General features: G+C 31.4%; 19 protein-coding genes. All 19 read right to left on the bottom strand.

What is annotated here, in order from left to right; genetic code table 11:
- The 19 genes from H0I23_RS11060 to H0I23_RS10970 all read right to left on the bottom strand — a co-directional run bounded on the left by H0I23_RS11060 (position 1) and on the right by H0I23_RS10970 (position 16482).
- Positions 1–729 carry a hypothetical protein gene (locus H0I23_RS11060; RefSeq protein ID WP_216783362.1) on the bottom strand — a complete coding sequence of 243 codons (729 nt, stop codon included), beginning with the start codon at positions 727–729 and terminating at the stop codon, positions 1–3.
- 113 nt (positions 730–842) lie between these two features.
- Positions 843–1334, bottom strand: a complete 492-nt coding sequence (locus tag H0I23_RS11055; RefSeq protein WP_216783361.1) for an SMI1/KNR4 family protein — start codon at positions 1332–1334, stop codon at positions 843–845.
- Positions 1335–2339, bottom strand: coding sequence for a hypothetical protein (locus tag H0I23_RS11050; RefSeq protein ID WP_216783360.1), 1005 nt, complete (start codon positions 2337–2339; stop codon positions 1335–1337).
- A 128-nt stretch (positions 2340–2467) separates the two neighbouring features.
- Positions 2468–3271, bottom strand: a complete 804-nt coding sequence (locus H0I23_RS11045) for a hypothetical protein (RefSeq protein WP_216783359.1) — start codon at positions 3269–3271, stop codon at positions 2468–2470.
- Positions 3272–3350: 79 nt separating this feature from the next.
- Complete coding sequence (locus H0I23_RS11040; RefSeq protein ID WP_216783358.1) at positions 3351–4484, bottom strand: hypothetical protein; 1134 nt, start codon at positions 4482–4484, stop codon at positions 3351–3353.
- Entirely contained in the window at positions 4484–5050 is a 567-nt protein-coding gene (locus H0I23_RS11035; protein ID WP_216783357.1) for a hypothetical protein, read from the bottom strand. Before H0I23_RS11035 ends, H0I23_RS11040 begins: the two co-directional genes overlap by 1 nt.
- A 22-nt stretch (positions 5051–5072) precedes the next feature.
- Positions 5073–5555 (bottom strand): DUF2004 domain-containing protein, encoded by a 483-nt coding sequence (locus H0I23_RS11030; RefSeq protein ID WP_216783356.1) that lies wholly within the window; start codon positions 5553–5555, stop codon positions 5073–5075.
- 175 nt (positions 5556–5730) lie between these two features.
- Positions 5731–6696 carry a hypothetical protein gene (locus H0I23_RS11025; RefSeq protein WP_216783355.1) on the bottom strand — a complete coding sequence of 322 codons (966 nt, stop codon included), beginning with the start codon at positions 6694–6696 and terminating at the stop codon, positions 5731–5733.
- Positions 6697–6867: 171 nt separating this feature from the next.
- On the bottom strand, positions 6868–7428 hold the full coding sequence (locus H0I23_RS11020; RefSeq protein ID WP_216783354.1) for a YdcF family protein: 561 nt from the start codon (positions 7426–7428) through the stop codon (positions 6868–6870).
- 208 nt (positions 7429–7636) lie between these two features.
- Positions 7637–8407 (bottom strand): DUF2490 domain-containing protein, encoded by a 771-nt coding sequence (locus H0I23_RS11015; RefSeq protein WP_216783353.1) that lies wholly within the window; start codon positions 8405–8407, stop codon positions 7637–7639.
- Between the two features lie 14 nt (positions 8408–8421).
- Positions 8422–8868 carry a PepSY-like domain-containing protein gene (locus H0I23_RS11010; RefSeq protein ID WP_216783352.1) on the bottom strand — a complete coding sequence of 149 codons (447 nt, stop codon included), beginning with the start codon at positions 8866–8868 and terminating at the stop codon, positions 8422–8424.
- Between the two features lie 86 nt (positions 8869–8954).
- Positions 8955–9896 (bottom strand): SdiA-regulated domain-containing protein, encoded by a 942-nt coding sequence (locus tag H0I23_RS11005; protein WP_216783351.1) that lies wholly within the window; start codon positions 9894–9896, stop codon positions 8955–8957.
- 66 nt (positions 9897–9962) lie between these two features.
- Positions 9963–11249 carry a cell wall metabolism sensor histidine kinase WalK gene (locus H0I23_RS11000; RefSeq protein ID WP_216783350.1) on the bottom strand — a complete coding sequence of 429 codons (1287 nt, stop codon included), beginning with the start codon at positions 11247–11249 and terminating at the stop codon, positions 9963–9965.
- The gene (locus H0I23_RS10995; protein ID WP_216783349.1) at positions 11246–11923 is read right to left on the bottom strand and encodes a response regulator transcription factor; all 678 of its coding nucleotides are present in this window, start codon (positions 11921–11923) and stop codon (positions 11246–11248) included. The genes H0I23_RS11000 and H0I23_RS10995 overlap by 4 nt, the downstream gene beginning before the upstream one ends.
- Positions 11924–12017: 94 nt before the next feature.
- Entirely contained in the window at positions 12018–12875 is an 858-nt protein-coding gene (locus tag H0I23_RS10990; protein ID WP_216783348.1) for an IS3 family transposase, read from the bottom strand.
- Entirely contained in the window at positions 12875–13270 is a 396-nt protein-coding gene (locus H0I23_RS10985) for a transposase (protein WP_254073593.1), read from the bottom strand. Before H0I23_RS10985 ends, H0I23_RS10990 begins: the two co-directional genes overlap by 1 nt.
- A 271-nt stretch (positions 13271–13541) precedes the next feature.
- Entirely contained in the window at positions 13542–14405 is an 864-nt protein-coding gene (locus tag H0I23_RS10980) for a hypothetical protein (RefSeq protein WP_216783347.1), read from the bottom strand.
- Positions 14406–14818: 413 nt separating this feature from the next.
- Positions 14819–15931 carry a serine hydrolase gene (locus H0I23_RS10975; RefSeq protein WP_254073592.1) on the bottom strand — a complete coding sequence of 371 codons (1113 nt, stop codon included), beginning with the start codon at positions 15929–15931 and terminating at the stop codon, positions 14819–14821.
- On the bottom strand, positions 15916–16482 hold the full coding sequence (locus H0I23_RS10970; protein WP_216783346.1) for a GNAT family N-acetyltransferase: 567 nt from the start codon (positions 16480–16482) through the stop codon (positions 15916–15918). The genes H0I23_RS10975 and H0I23_RS10970 overlap by 16 nt, the downstream gene beginning before the upstream one ends.
- Between the last annotated feature and the right edge of the window lie 53 nt (positions 16483–16535).

Below are 16535 nucleotides of genomic sequence, written 5' to 3'. Positions count from 1 at the left end.
TTAACTCCAATCAGAATAAAGTAGTACTTCATTTTTTTTGTTATCTAAAAATAGGTGAATTTTATCTTCCCCAAAACTTAAATAGTCATAGCCAGTTAAAGAGCCTATAAACTGTTTCGCTTCTTTATTTTCATTAAGTTGTTCTAACAACTCAATAAAATATTCGAATTCATCGTAATCAATTTCGCCACCAATTTGTTCGAATATTTCTCGTTCGTGTCCGCTTTCAGCATCTGAATAAAAACCACCCTGAATAAATTTTCCGGTTTCTAAATATTTGTCACGAGTAATCCAATAGTTGAAAATGCCTTTTGAGTAGTGGTAGTAGTCAAAGCCAACTTTTTCTCTTCTATCAAGATTTTTCTGTAAATTACTCTCACTAACTTCGTTACGCTCTCGTTGTTTTAAGTAATCACCTTTATTCTCTTGGTATTCTTTATCTGCTTCGTTATACCATTTCTCTATATCTTTAAAAGTATCGATTTCGTCTAATTTGCCATTGAAAACATATTTATTTCCTTCGCGATTAAATTTTATATAATTGTACTCAAAATTACCAGGGTCTAATTCATTATCAGGATCTCCATTTCCCCAAACAGAAACAAAGTGAACCAATCCTTTACCAAGGTTATGTTCTTCTAAAACTAGTGTCAATAATGGAAAGAATATATACTTATAGTGCTCTTTTGGTTCTTTAAAAACCTCTTCAATAGTCGGGAATAATTTCATTTTTCTTTAATTAATGATTGCTATATAATCTAGATTTTACTGGGAACAGCAGCTTGCTAAACTGCTGAACCTACCTGTTTGGAACGGGTAAGACTTAGTTTTATTTCGTTTAATTAAATGATGTTTGGTATTTGCTTTTTCTCCAATAAATCAATTAGTTCTATAAAGCTGTTGCAAATTTTAGATACATCTTCAAAAACGGGTTCTTGCCCATGAACTATCTTGCCATATTTTTCATCTTCCAAACAAATTGCGAAAAATTGATATCCGTCATTTACAGACAAAACAATGGGGATGTGGAATTTCCAAAATTCTTTAATATTCATTAATTCCTCTTTGTCATCTTCACTCCATTCCAAACTTAATAACTCAAATTCATTCCATTTAAACTCACTGCCCGTTTCACCGTTAAAGTCACTGTTTAAGTTAAACCAAGCAGTATTGGTTGAATTAGAAATGCTTTCAAAGTTTTTAAGAAATTGTAAATAATCTGAAGGTAGGTTTGCATAGCGTTCCAACAAGCTTTTAGAAATTTCATTTTTAGATAAAGCGTGTACTACATTAAACCCTGCAGTAGTCAATTTTTTATATAATTCTAATTCCATTTAAGTTGTTTTATACCCTAATTCTCGTATTTTTTCTTTGATGCCTTTATCTATAGCTTTTCGTTCTGTGATAAAGTTGAAATGCTCTAATGTGGGCGCTAATTTTTGATTTATAACACTATCGAATTCAAGTTTTAATGACCTAGTAATTACTAAAGTTTTTAGAGCTTTTAGTTTTTCTAATCCTTCTAATTTTTCTAATCCTTTGCAATTAATAACTCCCAGTCTTGATAATGATTTCATTTCAGAATTAAACTCAAGTGTCGTTATGTTTCTTTGATTTTCAACTTGCAGGTATTTTAAGTTTTTAAATCGACTTAGGTTATTAAGTGATTGTAGATTTTTAATCCAAAGTAGTTTTAATGTCTCTAACTGCTCCCCATTAATTTCATCGATATTTTCTCTACTGCCTAAACTAATATGTAGGTGTTTTAGTTTCTTTAATTGGTTGACAAAACTTAAAGATTCTTTATGACCAATTGAACTTAGGGTTAGTGTTTCTAGGTTTTCTATTTCCCCTATGGAATCTATATTCTTGAATTGCCCAGAGATACCCAAACTATTTAATTTGTTATAATCTTTTAGATATTCTAGATTCATGTTTTTAGTATCACCTAAATGCAGTTCTGTAATACTTTTTAAATTATCAGATTTTAATAGCTCGACATCTTTAAAATCATCTAAACCTATAATAAGTTTCTCTAAATTTTTTAATTCAGACAACTGATTTAGGTTTTTGATTTTTTTCAAACAATTAATGGATAGACTTTTAACGTTACTGACTTTTAAAAGTGTTTTACAATCGAATGTTTTATCACTGTGTCCGTAAAATCTAATCTGCAAATTATTATCTAATTTACCAGCTAGCGTATTTAGCTCAGAAAGCATTTCGTCAGTGTACGTAGTTTTATCCCATTGAACAATAACATTATTGCCAGACGTAACTTCCGTTTCAATAAAAGACTTGTCTATACTTACCGGATTAGTTATCCATTTTAATTTCATGCTTTGTTTTTTACGTCTCTGTTATAGTTGGGGAATTAAATGTACTTAGCTTTTTGTTAATCAGATAAGTAAACCTCTAAGTTAGGTGTTACTAGCTATGTTTTATACACAGCTTTGTAGGGTGGTAATTAGCTTGCAAACATGTCTATGATTTTATCTTGCATGACAAATAGATTACTAACGGTATAAACCCCTACAGATTCTTCTAAATGGCTGTCTTCCGGTAACATTTCTGAACCTGAGCAAGATTTTAATAAATGAATTTGATTTGCAAAATCTGGTTGATATTTCATTCCATAAATTGCAAAAAGAGCCTTTCTTATAATTCCGTCATTATACATTACTCCTTTTGCCTTAAGCATTTTAATATCCTCTAGTGTAGGTTTTTTATCGTACGTAACATCATACAATTCTATTACAGGACTTTCATTTGTTCCTGTCAATTCATGTATATATGCAATATAAAATTTACCTGAAACATTAATGAAAATAACATCTTTTGCTCTGAAAAATGTAATGCTCTGCTGTTTTGCAGGTTTTCGTTTTAGCTCTTTTGGTTTGGTTAAAAGAAAATCTTTTATTTGACTAGATTTTCTGTAAAAATCATCACTTAAAACCACTCCATCATTTAGAGTATCTATTGCGATTGTTGCCTTTTTAGTTATTTCATTATCAGAAAAGCCATATTTATGTAATAGAATAGCTAGGGTAAGAACAACTTTTTCTTTATAAAATTTAGCAAGACCGCTATCTGCTAAAAGAACACAGTTCCACCGCATTAAAATCTTAGGTAAAACATAGGAAGAAACGTCTGTTATACTTCCTCCTTTTTTAAATGCCAATCCTCTAGTAACCAACCTGGCTAAGTCTTCATCTATTGCTTGAGTTAGAGCGATAAAGCCTATCTTATCTAAAATCTGTTTATGGGTCATATATAATTTTATAAAGTGGGAAGAGCTTTAGTTTATCAAGAACGCTTTAGTTGTCGTTTATAGTATTATGTCCCGTGTTTTATACTGTGTACAAACTAAAACACCCATAATCTGTTCTTACGCCTAAATCGTTATCAATGAATTTTATATTTGCTGTTTTTACGGAATGCTCTATTTTAAAACTATGAAGGTGCTTTTTATTCTCCATGTCGTAAACATGGGCTTTATTACCTTGAGACAGAACTAATTTAGATGCTTCTTTATTCAAACAAAAATCTACTACACCTTTAAAATATTCCGGAATTTCTAAACTAGGGTAATATACTTGTTCATTTTTTTCGACATTAATATATAGTAATGGTTGGTGGTAGTGCTGTTTTAAAATTAGGATGCTGTCAGATGCTACAAATTCCATTTTATCAATACCTTTAAAGTCACCTTTAATGGTCTTTAAATAGTTGTTTGTTTTAAAGTCAAATAATTCAACTTCGCCTAGTTTGTTATGAAGAGCAATGATATTTTTAGTCTTGGACAGCGTGGCAGAAAAACAATTACTTCCTTTAATTATTTCCACTTTATAATTTTGATTGAATAAGATAGTATTGTCAAAATCCTTAACTGTCAATTGTTCGTTTGTACCGTATGCATAAGCTTTTTTGGCAATTGAAATGAAACTTGCCCAGTTGCCTTTTTCCCTATCTGCTATTTTGTGAAAACTTTGATCATTGATATTGAAGGTGTAAATGTGATGGTCTAATTTAATTAGTAAAGAATTGTTGCTGGAGTTATACTGAATGTCCCATGGTAAAATATCGGGAAGTTTTATTTTACTTTTTAAGTTTCCGCTTTTATCAATATTAATTAAAAAGTCGTATTGGTCTTTAGGGTCATCATAAGAGCCCTGTTCATAGACAAAAATATCATTAGGAGTGTTTGCGAAAGATAAACAACCAGAATAGCCACTACTCGTAAAATAATGCAATTTGGCATTACCGAATGTTGCTTCTGGATTGTTTAAGACAAATCCTTTTTTCAACATTTCCCATTCTTTTTTATAAAAGAATTTTAAAGCTTCTTCGTCAGATTTAAACTCTTTCTCATAAGTTCTTGGCTTATCTATTTTACCAGATTCATAAACAACCTTCAAGCCTACTAACTCAATATTAAAGATCTTATTTAATTCTTTATTTAGAAGTGAGTGTTTTTTAATCATTAGTATGTATTTAATTTAGCATCTCTCCATACTTTGCGTTTATCCATAGATTCTTCATCGAAATTAAACAGTTGAAACTTGTAGTTTCCAAAGTACTTAGGTATTAAACGTAGTATGTCTAGTCTTTTCATTTCTGTTTCAATTTCTAGAAAGGACCTTCCCTTTTTTATAAATTCAACCAATTCATTGACTAACTGTAAATCATTTTCATTGTCGATTTGTAAGTCTGTATTATAAATAGAAGTTAGCGGTGGTATTTCGTACGTATCCAGTTCAACTATAAGTTCAGGTTTTTCGGTAATGACTTTATCTAATACGTTGAGATCCTTTTTTGTTAGATGTGTAATTAAGGATTCATCACATCTATCATAGCTAAAAGACTTTTTGAATTTAGAGTTTAAAAACCTTTTCGAAAGAACAATTCTGTTTTGTGGATCTCCAATTTTCTTTCCTTTTGGTATTAAAGGAGAGCTCTCTTCATAAAACCTATCAAATATTTTTTCGACTCTAAATATTCCTTTAGAATAAGAATTAACCCAATCTCCAATTTCGATTTCTTTTTTCAAATTATTTGGTTTTTATGCTGAATTAGCTTTCCCAAGCAATATTTCTCTCGCCATTTTTATTGATGAAAATTGCTAAAATTTCGTCAGATACTTCATTATTTAGTACATAATCTGCTACAATGTCATCATCATGGAAAGCAATACTTTTTAGCTTCAATGCATTTAATAGTTTTTGAGTTTTTTCAGATTTCTCAGTGCTTTTGCAAATGATCTCATGCAACTCTTCACTCAATTCATCTAAATGAAATTCTAAATATTCTAAAACAGTTTTATCTTGAGCGTTGGAGAACTCAGTTTGAAGGAACAGTTGACTCTGTTCATCAAATTTATCTAAATCGTTAAGAATAGTATTAGCATTTTTAAAATACGCATCGTCAATTTCATTTTCTACAAACCACATTAAAATAATATTCCTGTCTTGGAAAACTACACTCATATATTCCTGCTCCTCCGTAATGTTTTCAATAACTATTTTATTGAAAAATGGCAGTTTAAATTGCTTCATATCCTCTAAGTTTTTGGTTGTTGAAATTGTTAAGTACAGAGTTTACTCAATTAAATAACGAATATCTTTTAGTAATAGTTTTAAACTACTTGAAAATTGAAAATTTTATTGTTTTAGAGAATCAGATTGTTAGAGTTTATGGCTTACTACTTAATTAAGAAGTAAGCATATGTTTTTATTCTAAAATTTCTTTTCTAAGTGTCTCATAATCCGCTTCTTCTATTTTTGTGTTAAACCCAGCTCTTATATTTTTTAAAGTTGGGTGTCCTTTTAAAACCGTTAAAGCAGACGGTTTAAATTCAGGACCTACGAAAGCAGAGAATTCTATCAGGTTTTTTGCTTTGGCAACACCACTGATATCATTTAATATTTTCCAACTCGTTATTGATAAATCAGTTAGTTTATCTAGTTTTTCTAATGATGGAAATTTTGACACAGAATTAAAGTCCGTTATGTCAAGTTTTTTTAAATGTTTTAAATGTGAAACGAATTCTGCTGTAGTGTCTTTATAATTCTTTACGATAAAAGCTTCTGATAATTTTGGTAAATCGTACAAGCCAGAGTAATCTGTGATTCTATCACTAGATCTTAATTCAATTTTTTCTAAGTTTATTAAAGGTTTTAAAAAATTAAGATGATCAGATTTTAGACTTTTAAGACCAAGCTTCTTTAAAGAAGTAAAGTTTGTAATCTCCTCTATGTCTTTAACGTGAAATATACTGAGTTCTTCTAACTGTTTTAAGCTGGTTAAAGGCTTTAAGCGAACTTTTGCAGATTGAAAAGCATTAAAAAACTTTAGTACTTTAAGTTTTTTTAAATGAGAAATAGGACTCAAATCTTTTAATTTGTACAGAAATATATAAAGTTCTTGTATATCTGGTAAATTCTCTAAAAAAGATAGGTCGTCAAATTCATCATCGCGGTGGCTTAAACTAATTCTGATAGCCGGACTATATGTAACTATAATTCTATTTATTTCTTGCCAAGTTTTAAGTGTTTGCTGAGAATTTAATGAAATATAGCCGATAGTATCATTCGATGCTAAATCTTCAATCTTATTTAAATTAGAAGGAGTTAGTTTATTATCTACACTTATAGATAGAAAAGTTTTTTGGTCAAACTCGTATTCTTCAATTTTCATTTTTATAAATCGGTTTTTTAAATTGGAACTAACGTCTCGGGTACAGATTAGTACTGTACTTAAAAGGAGTGAACTTTTGATCAAATATTTAGCGACATATATAAATATACACAGACCTTTCGTCTAAGCCCGAAACCCGTATTAATTATAGCCATTTTTGAATGTATTTTTTTATCCTACATAATAAGCTACAAATTCCCTAAATAAGGAATAGAAATCTCTAAGTTCAAAATACTTAGGACTTGCACTACTAATATTCTTAAAACCTTGTTTTTTAAACAACATTTTTGTTCTTGTCAGATGAAAGTATTGTGACACAGCTATTATACTTTTAAAATTTAGGCTGTCTTTTACTTTAATTGTGTTATTAACAGTTGCAAGAGTATTATTTCCATAATTGTCAACAATAATTAAGGAATCAGGGACATTTTTTTTAATTAAATATTCTTTCATTTTGTCTCCTTCGTAAAAACCTTCTTTTCCCAAACCACCACTAACAAATATTTTTTTTACTTGTCCATTTTGATACAAATTTAATCCGCACTCTAAACGTTTTTCAAGTCTTACCGAAAGTGTTCCGTCTTCATTTACTTTATTGCCAAGGATTACTGCAATATCTACATTTTTTTTATTATTGGTTAATCCGTCAATTGTGATATAAGCTATATGCCCAAAAAACCATATTAATAATATAGTAAAAACTAACTTATATTTCTGTTTTCGATTTTTCATTGAATTGCATAGAACGACCCGGCTATGTGTAGTGCGGGATTTGAAACTGCAAACATTCAGTCTAGCACCAATGTAAGCCAAAGCTAAGTTTTGTGTTTTAATTTGATTCTAAAAATACTAAACTTAGCTTTGGCGTAATACGAATTACAAAGTCTAATTTTACTCTGCACCCCGCATTACGTATAGCCATTGTTGTAGCCTGTGTTTTTTATTTCTCGAAAGGGTTTTTAATTACTATGTCGAAAGCAAGATAATTCACATCGGTTATAAATGATTTCCCTATCAAATCGTTCATATAGCCGATATTAAGTTCAATTTTTTGTTTCGGGAATAAAACTGAATAGTACAAACAAAATCGAACTTCTTGATATTCAAACTTACTCCAATGACTCATATGAGTAGTAGAAAACAACAATTCTGTTGTCGTAATAATTTTATGCGTATTTAATGAATTTAGATTAAATGACACTTTTCCACGTAAGCGAGAACGAAATTGAGTGTTTTTTGTCGTAGTGCTGAAATCGGGGTTGTAAAAAAAACGAATTTCTGGTCGATAACTGAAGGAATAGTTTAATCTTCTAAACGAATTGAGATATGAAAATCGACTATAAAATCTTAGTTCTTGTCGTGCTTTCGGTACGTCAAATTCATAAGGAGGAGTAGCTTTGTATTTGTTTTGCCAACGGTAACTTAGAGCGAATGAGTATTTCCAATTTTTCTTAAATCTATGTGCTATTTCTTCATTTATTACATATAAGGCTTGTTTGTTGAATAGGTTGTAGTTATCTGGTCTGCTAATTCGTCCTAACCCGAAATAAGTAGTAGATGAAATGTTATCTTTTTTGTTAATATTTTGGTTTAACCCAATGGCAAACCAAAAAGCAGTATTTGCCTTGCCCAAACCTGGTGGAGAGATTTGAGCAAGACATTTTGTACTGAGTAATATTCCCAAAAGGATAGTAAAGAAAGTTCTTAGCATGTCTTGTGGAAACTTTAGTCGACTATTTTACTTATTACTTTACCTTCTGAATCTATCACAATATCCCAATCGGTTTGAGTTAGTGCGTTAAGCTCCATTTTGAAGACTACTTTTCCGTTGTCGGTTATGCGTTCTAAGTCATCTATTGAATAATCACTAAAATCTGCTTGTATTCTGTTGTTCACAGCTTTGGGTAATTCACTTTTAGAAATATCTTCCTTGTGCTTCACCATTTTTCCTTCAGTATTGTACCATACTTCGTGGTCTATGTTCCAACTAATTTCGAAATCAGCATTGTATAAATTTCCATCCATTTCCCATTCTAAATCTGTAGCTTTTGGAAACTGCTTGTTAAACTCGTTTAGAATAACCGAAGGAACTTGACTTTGTGGAATATCTTGTGCTTGCAGAGTTGAAACGATAGATATTACGGCACCAAAAATTAAAATTTGTTTTTTCATCTTGTAAATTTTTTAGATTAAATAATTAATTACAAGACAAAGTAAAGACCCGAATATGGAAAGATCTGGGAAGGAATTTAGACGGATTATTCTTTTTGCCGAAACACCAAAATTGTGGGTGTTTTTCCATCTCCTTCGTTGGAAATTAATAAAGTTCCGTTTTCTAAAAATGAAATACCTTCTGCTTTTGGGAATAACTTTTCATCTAATTTTTCTATGTGTAAAATAGTTTTATCTCTGTTCATTGCCAGGAATAATTTATCAGAGGCGGATAAAATGAAAATGAGTTCATTATTAGGATGTATCGCTATGGCTGAAGGTCGAAAATTAAACGGTTTAGCCTTACCCTTTTTATTTAATTCAGTATTGATTTCTACGTTGAATTTTTCACAAGCTTTTTTAACTTCGTGTATATTTATTTTGTAAGCGGGAGATTTAGATAAAGCTTCTTTTATTAGATCGTATTTATAAATAAATCTTTCAGATTTATAATCGTGGTTTATAGGTTTGCTCTTAGCTGAGACTAATAAACAGTTGTTTTTGGTGTCGAAACAAAGACCCTCATTGTCTTTACTTTCTAGTGATAATTGTTTATGTGTAATTTGTTCATTATCAGCAAAAGGATCAAAGTTTTTAAAAATGCTCAAACGACCGTCACTTCGTAATATATATAGCGAATTCCCTGTGAAAGTGATGCCTTCAAAATCGCCTTTTGAATCGAATTGGTGCGTAAAAACAATGCTGTCTTTAACGAAGTCATAAATAAAAATAATCCCCAATTCGTCTTGTAAACAAGCAACATGAGCAGAGTCAATTACCGTAAGTCCAGAGATTTCATCAAGAATAGCGGGCAATTCGTGCACCATTTCGGGTGAAGTCAAATCATATTGAAATGAAAAGTGACTGTTTTCGTTTTCCGCAACAACTGCTAGGTTTTCTACCGGTTCGTTGCTAGCCGGACTGGCACAGCTCAAACTAATGAACACTGTATAGAAAATATAAAATGATGTTGAGAAAATTCTTTTCATAACGCTCGTTGAAATTGTTAAGCAACAAATGAACAGTACAAAATTGGAAAGATTTGGGAATGAGCTTTAGGTCGCAAGAAATGCAATTTCGAAAGTATGAACATTGTTGTTATAAGCATAAGAAACCTGAAAACCATATAAATCTGAAATAGCTTTTACAATGGCTAATCCCAACCCTGTTCCTTTAGAGTTATTATTGGGTTTGTAGAATCGATTGAAAATTAGGTTTTCATCAAGTTTTTCCGAATTGCTGGTATTGCTTATTTTGACGATATTTTCAGCAATCTCTACAAATATATCTCCGTCAGGAACATTATTGAAAATTGCATTTTTCAGTACGTTTGAAATAATTACATTGGCAAGAGAGGAATCCATTTGAATGGATAGTTTGGCATTTTCATTTACCCTAATTTTTACTTTCTTAAATGTTGCTATTTCTTCTAAATCACTAACATTTTTTTGAACTATATCATTTAGCAGAATTTGTTGATTGTCCAAAAACTGTTTGTTTTCGATTTTGGTTAATAGCAGCAATGATTTGTTTAAACGCACCAAACGCTCAATAATGCTCATTATTTCTGCAATATTTTCGGCTTGTTTTTTTTGGAGGTTTCCATCTTCAATAAGTAGTTCTAATTTGTTGGTAACAATTGCTAAAGGTGTTTGTAATTCGTGTGAAGCATTTCCTATGAATTGCTTTTGCTGTTCGTAGGTTTCGATAGTGTGGAGTAATAATGTATTTACCGCATTCTGCAAATCGGTAAATTCTTTTGTTTTGGTTTTTACTTCGGGTAGCATCGGGCTTTTTCCCAAACGGTATTCTTTTAATTGATTTAAAAAATCATAAAAAGGTCTCCAAATCTTTTTTAACACAAGGTTGTTGATGAAAACAATGCTAATTATCAAGCTTATGTATAACCAAATAATATCGTAAAGAAGTTCTTTGATTAAATCGTCTTCTTCTACCATTGAGTTGGCAACTTTCAGTTCATAATATTTTTTGTTTAGTTCAAATGCAGTAATGAGCATTCTTACTGGTTCAGCTTCAGGTTCTTCGTCATCGGCATCTTGCATGTTTAGAATGGTGTCAAGATATTTGTCTTTTATTGAAAGTGCCTGCTGTTTGTCAATTTTTCGAATGGTGAAAAAACTTTCGTCAAAGTAATTTTTGGTTAGTATGGTTGAGTCCTGCTGGGCATTCTGAATGATTATTCGTTTATAATTTTCAAGTCCTTCGTCAATGCTACTTTTTATTTCGTTGAGCATGTTGAAGTAAAATGCTGTAGCCCAAACTGTAACAATTGCTAAAATTGAAACGGATATATACTTTATGGATTGGTTGAGTAGTTTCATACTGCAACAAGTTTGTATCCAATTCCATAAATGGATTCAATTTCTATCTCTGCATTAGATAATTGCAATTTTTTCCTCAAATTTTTAATTTGATAATATACAAAGTCAAAATTGTCAGCATCATCAGAGTTGTCACCCCAAACGTGTTCAGCTAATGCAGATTTTGTAACCAATCGGTTTTTATTGAGTAAAAAATAATTTAAAATATCAAACTCTTTTCTATTGAGTGCAATTATTTGGTTATTCACAAGGAATGATCGCTCTGTTAAATCTAAAATGATATTGGTGAATTCAATGGTGTTTTTACCTTCTAATTTATTCCTTCGCAAAACCGCCTTTACTCTAGCATTAAGCTCAGCTAAGTGGAATGGTTTGGTAAGGTAATCGTCTGCTCCAAGTTCAAGTCCTTTAAGTTTGTCATCTAACGAATCTTTTGCAGAGATAATTATTACATTTTCACTCTTTCCTTCTTTTTTTAATTCTGCTAAAATATTTAGCCCACTGCCATTAGGGAGCATAATGTCAAGTAAAATGCAGTCGTACTCATAAATGAAAACCTTGTCTATGGCACTATGATAATCTGTAGCGGTTTCTACGAGAAATTTCTCTTTTTCAAGAGATTCTTTAATGTTGCTGAGCAACTGCGGTTCGTCTTCGATTACTAAAATTTTCACGCGATAAATTTACTTTAAGATGTTGGAAAGAATTGGGAATTGTCGTGTTTTTACATGTCACGTCCTAAAATACGGCTACAGATTAATATTAGTTTTAAGCGGCATATTGATGCACGTAATTAGGTGTTTTATAATCTAAAGATAAATGCAATCTTTTAGAGTTGTATAATTTGATTGCATTTTTGGCTGCTTTTTTCGCATGTATCACGCTGGTAAAGGTTTGGTCAAGATAGAATTCATCTTTTAGAATACCGTTTACCCTTTCTGCTAGGGCATTTTCATAGCAATGGTTTTCTTCAGTCATACTGATTTTAATTTTCTTTCTTTTCAATATTTGAGTATAGACATTACTGCAATATTGAATACCTCTGTCCGAGTGATGAATAAGTTGGTCAATATTCTTGGCATTGTAAATAGCCTTATTTAAAGCTCTGACACACCCTTTTAGTTCTAGGCTATCACTTAGGTCATATCCAACGATTTTACGTGAGTACATATCTGTAATCAATGCTAGGTAACAGAATCCTTTAATGGTTCTGATGTAGGTTATATCGGAAGCCCAGACTTGATTAGGTCTATTGATTTTCAAGTCTTTTATAATATTACCATACTTATAAAACCTATGATATGAATTTGTGGTTCTAGAAGAATATTTTTTTCTTCTAACGAGTAATCGATTTTCTCTTAGGATACGGAACAGCTGGTCTCTACCGACTTTAAGGTCGTACTTTTGAAACTCATTTTTTAATGATCTCATGAGTTTTCTGGTACCTTCTCGAGGTAGTGTTCTTCTACTTTCCCGAACAAGTTGGATTACATCTTGTTCTATCTGTTTTTTGATAACAAAACGTTTTTGGAATTTGTAATAGGCATCTCTTTTCAGATCAAAGGCATTACAGATAGTACAAATTGAATAGAGCCTTTCATTACGGTTTATCGGTGCTACTTTCATTAGGGCTTTATGTTTAAGTTTTTTTTTAATTCTTCAACATCTCTATAGCCTAGGTTCTCGGCCGCTACCTCGAGATAGCTATCGGTCACCAGTTTGTCCAGGTCCTTTTTAATGAGAAGGTCCTTAAGTTGATTGAGCTCTTTTTGAAGGGCTTTGATACGGGAAAGTTCATCGTCTGTTTGCACGGTTACACGGGTATTCATTAAATCTTTACGATCATACTTTTTGATCCATACGTTTATAGTACTGGATTGAATACCGTAAGTTAATGCAATTTGTCTTTTGGAATGGTTTCCTTTGGTAAGTTCTGCCAAGACTTTGAGCTTAAAGCTCTCACTATAGCGTTTTACATATCCATCATTTTTATACATATACTTGAAGTGTTTTGTATACATATTTCAGGACGGGTCAACATTGGCTACAACGGTTGAGCTATGAACAGTACGGGAGCAAACTAGCGTTTGCTTTCCGCCACGCACATAGCGAAATCTTTTTGTTTTGTTTTATCTTTTTTTGTCCAAAGCAAAATCCTAAAGATTTTGCGACCTCATAAAAATACGCAAACCTTAGAGTTTAAGCCCGAAGCCCGTATTGTTTATAGGTTTTGTTACCACACGTTTTTTCCGTTCGAGTGCTAATTCCATCTGCATAATGATTAGGCATGAGTTATTTCTTTTCATGTATATACAATGTGCCATCTCCATCTAAAATGTACATTTTGTCTTTGTGAAAACGAATAGAGTTTATGTGTTTGTTAGTTATTCTCTTAATCCATTTTGTTTCTCCTGTTCCAGGTTTTATTGCAAGTATGAAACTAAAACCAAGACTATTTACGGAATGAAGTAAGAAGCCATCATGAAACGTTAAGTCCTGCGCAAAATTGTTAAATTCCTTTCCTTCGTATTTAAAAGACTTAATTTCTTTATGGAATATGAGTTCTCCTTTTTGCAGGTCAATAATCACGTAATCATGATAATTATATATAAATCCGTTATTTTCATGAATTACTAAAGTTTGTGCTCTCAATAAATCAGGGAATCTTATTTTATACTGAATGTTTCCGTCTGAGTCCAAACATATTAAATAACATTTTGTGAGAACGATAATCTTATTTTCCCAGTTATATACTTTCTTAATTTCTCCTGCTTTTTCTTTTCTATCAAAATCGATATAATTGATTTCGTTACCTAGCTCTATAGACCATGATTTTTCAAAGGTTGGCTTAAGATATTTGGTTAAATTGTTATTCGATTTTGTTAGTAAAAATGACTTTTCATTTAATTGCAAGTCCCCATCTAAAACTAATTTGGAAATAACTTTACCAGTTTTTAAATCATAAACTAAATTGTCTTTTGAGCCATTTGTTGAATAATAAATATTCTCAAAAATGTTTATACTCTTAGGTAATAAGTTATAAAGTATTTGGTTGATATTTTTTACTTCAAATGTTTTTAGGTTCACAATTCTTGTGAAATCTTCATTTCTTGAGCAGTATATTAGAAAATCATCTACTAAGTGAAATCTGCTCACTTTTTCTTCATTAGAAGTAAAAATAGTGGAGCCGCTTATATTTTTGACGATTATCTTAAATCTTGAATCACTTGAAGACTTTGTGAAAACAAAATACTTTTCCGACAGTACATATCCACCAATTTTTTCTTCACTATCTAAAAGTTCAAACATCTCAATAATCTTTACTTTTTATAAAATTTTGATGGTTTTGCAAAATGTGTGGTAACGGTTGGGCTATGGCAAGTAGGGCAGGTTACAGACATTTACTTTCGATTTTGTACTAAGCCAAATCTTTTGCATTTTGTTTTATCTTATTTTTCTAAAAGCCAAATCAAAAGATTTGGCGACCTCGCAAATATACCCAAGCCTTTGAATTAAGCACTTACCGCCCTATTTGCTATAGCCGTTGTTATGCCCCGTTATTTTTCAGTCTACTTTTCCGCTATCAATTCTTTAAAGAAATCAGCCACATGAGAAGCACCTGTCTTTCCATTGTCGTCAATATTAGATAAAATAACTACGGTATACTTGTCTTTCATAAAATCCATAAGTTCCGCTCGAACACCATACCAACCTCCGCTATGCCCCTGAATAGTCTGGTTATAACGTAAATCGATGTCTATACCATATCCCAAATTTGTGTTATAGCCTTTTACTTTTGGCTCGAACATTAATTCGGCAGTTGATTTTTTTAGCAATATTCCGTTTCTCAATGCTTTCGAGAATTTAAACAAATCTTCAACAGTTGAATAATGGAATCCTGCGGGCGATGCTTTTGAAAGATAATATTCGTTTCTTTTTGGAATGTTGCTTCCTCCAAAAAAAGTAGTATATCCACTAGCTTTGTTTGGTACGACCGAATCGATTTCCAATTCGGTCGTGTTCATCATTCCTGCGGTTCTAAAGATGTTTTCCTTTACATAATCATAATAATTTTGTCCGCTTACTTTCTCGATAATAAGACCTAGAATCACAAAACCAGATGCACTATAATCGTATTTTGTGCCTGGACGGGACAATAAAGTGTCATTAACGAACAAGGGAACAAAATCCGATATATTCTTGTATTTCGATTTTTCCTCTTGCAAGAAGTTGCCCACATAAAAATTATTGTTACCCGATGTGTGCGTCAGTAGCTGATGGATTGTTACCGAATCCCTCACAAGTTTGTTTGGATAATTGGGTAAATATTCTCCAATAGGTCTTTTAAGTTCGACTTTGCCATTTTCGTAAAGTTGCAAGGTTGCGACTGCTGTAATCATTTTGGTAATCGAGGCAATGTTAAACTTTGTATCAACTTTGTTGGGGATTCCATATTCTATACTGGCAAGACCAAAAGCTCTCTTCTCAATTATCGTATCATTATTTGCAACCAAAATTGTTCCTGAAAAATTGCTTGGCTTTAAGTTGTCCAAAAATAAATTGATTTCGATCTCTTTTGTTTGTCCAAAAGAATTAGTTAGAAATAGCAGAAGCGCTATCGCTGTGTGGATTGATATTTTGGATTTCATCGTTTTTATATTTTTGCTTATGGCTTTTTCCATTCTTCCTTAAGAATGCTATATATAAAAGTTCCTTTACTATCTCCATATGATTGGATGTTGTAATTTCTCAATAGACCCTCTTTGAAAGCTCCAATCTTTTCGATTGCCTTTTGAGATTTTACATTATTTATGTCAATCTTAAACTCAACCCTTCTAAGTTTTAAAACGTCAAAGCAATAATCTAATAAAAGTCCTTTACAAACCGCATTAATGCCCGTTCCTTGAAATTTATAACCAATCCATGTCCAGCCTATTTCTAATCTTTTACTGGGGAAACTAATATTTCCAAACATTGTGATTCCGATTGGATTATTATTTTCTTTACTTGTAATTAATAGCGGATATATTTCTTTGTCTTTTTTTGAATTTAGACAAAAGTCAAAGTAATCCAATAAGTCATTTCTGTTTTTTACCCTTGCACCAAACTCTCCTAGTTCCTTGTTATAGCTTATAGATTCTATTTTGTCAATATCATTAATTGATAAAGGGCGTATTAAAATTGACTCGTTTTCAAGAATCAATTCAGATGAGAAAAATGTTTCTAAGTTCATATTGTTTTTGTGAAGGCTAGATGTTTTTCATAATGTGGCATAACGTATGGATA

This window comes from Cellulophaga sp. HaHaR_3_176, from assembly GCF_019021925.1.
In the GTDB taxonomy this organism is placed as follows: domain Bacteria; phylum Bacteroidota; class Bacteroidia; order Flavobacteriales; family Flavobacteriaceae; genus Cellulophaga.
The sequence above is the reverse complement of the archived record's forward strand: the minus strand, read 5'-3'. Positions and strand labels throughout refer to the sequence as shown.

Bases quoted from the DNA above. Each gene is read 5' to 3' on its own strand.
- H0I23_RS10990 (WP_216783348.1), bottom strand. From the start codon at position 12,875: ATGAAAGTAGCACCGATAAACCGTAATGAAAGGCTCTATTCAATTTGT.
- H0I23_RS11060 (WP_216783362.1), bottom strand. From the start codon at position 729: ATGAAATTATTCCCGACTATTGAAGAGGTTTTTAAAGAACCAAAAGAG.
- H0I23_RS10975 (WP_254073592.1), bottom strand. From the start codon at position 15,931: ATGGAAAAAGCCATAAGCAAAAATATAAAAACGATGAAATCCAAAATA.
- H0I23_RS10970 (WP_216783346.1), bottom strand. From the start codon at position 16,482: ATGAACTTAGAAACATTTTTCTCATCTGAATTGATTCTTGAAAACGAG.
- H0I23_RS11010 (WP_216783352.1), bottom strand. From the start codon at position 8,868: ATGAAAAAACAAATTTTAATTTTTGGTGCCGTAATATCTATCGTTTCA.
- H0I23_RS11000 (WP_216783350.1), bottom strand. From the start codon at position 11,249: ATGAAACTACTCAACCAATCCATAAAGTATATATCCGTTTCAATTTTA.
- H0I23_RS11025 (WP_216783355.1), bottom strand. From the start codon at position 6,696: ATGAAAATTGAAGAATACGAGTTTGACCAAAAAACTTTTCTATCTATA.
- H0I23_RS11030 (WP_216783356.1), bottom strand. From the start codon at position 5,555: ATGAAGCAATTTAAACTGCCATTTTTCAATAAAATAGTTATTGAAAAC.
- H0I23_RS11020 (WP_216783354.1), bottom strand. From the start codon at position 7,428: ATGAAAAATCGAAAACAGAAATATAAGTTAGTTTTTACTATATTATTA.
- H0I23_RS10985 (WP_254073593.1), bottom strand. From the start codon at position 13,270: ATGTATACAAAACACTTCAAGTATATGTATAAAAATGATGGATATGTA.
- H0I23_RS11040 (WP_216783358.1), bottom strand. From the start codon at position 4,484: ATGATTAAAAAACACTCACTTCTAAATAAAGAATTAAATAAGATCTTT.
- H0I23_RS11005 (WP_216783351.1), bottom strand. From the start codon at position 9,896: ATGAAAAGAATTTTCTCAACATCATTTTATATTTTCTATACAGTGTTC.
- H0I23_RS11050 (WP_216783360.1), bottom strand. From the start codon at position 2,339: ATGAAATTAAAATGGATAACTAATCCGGTAAGTATAGACAAGTCTTTT.
- H0I23_RS11015 (WP_216783353.1), bottom strand. From the start codon at position 8,407: ATGCTAAGAACTTTCTTTACTATCCTTTTGGGAATATTACTCAGTACA.
- H0I23_RS11055 (WP_216783361.1), bottom strand. From the start codon at position 1,334: ATGGAATTAGAATTATATAAAAAATTGACTACTGCAGGGTTTAATGTA.
- H0I23_RS11045 (WP_216783359.1), bottom strand. From the start codon at position 3,271: ATGACCCATAAACAGATTTTAGATAAGATAGGCTTTATCGCTCTAACT.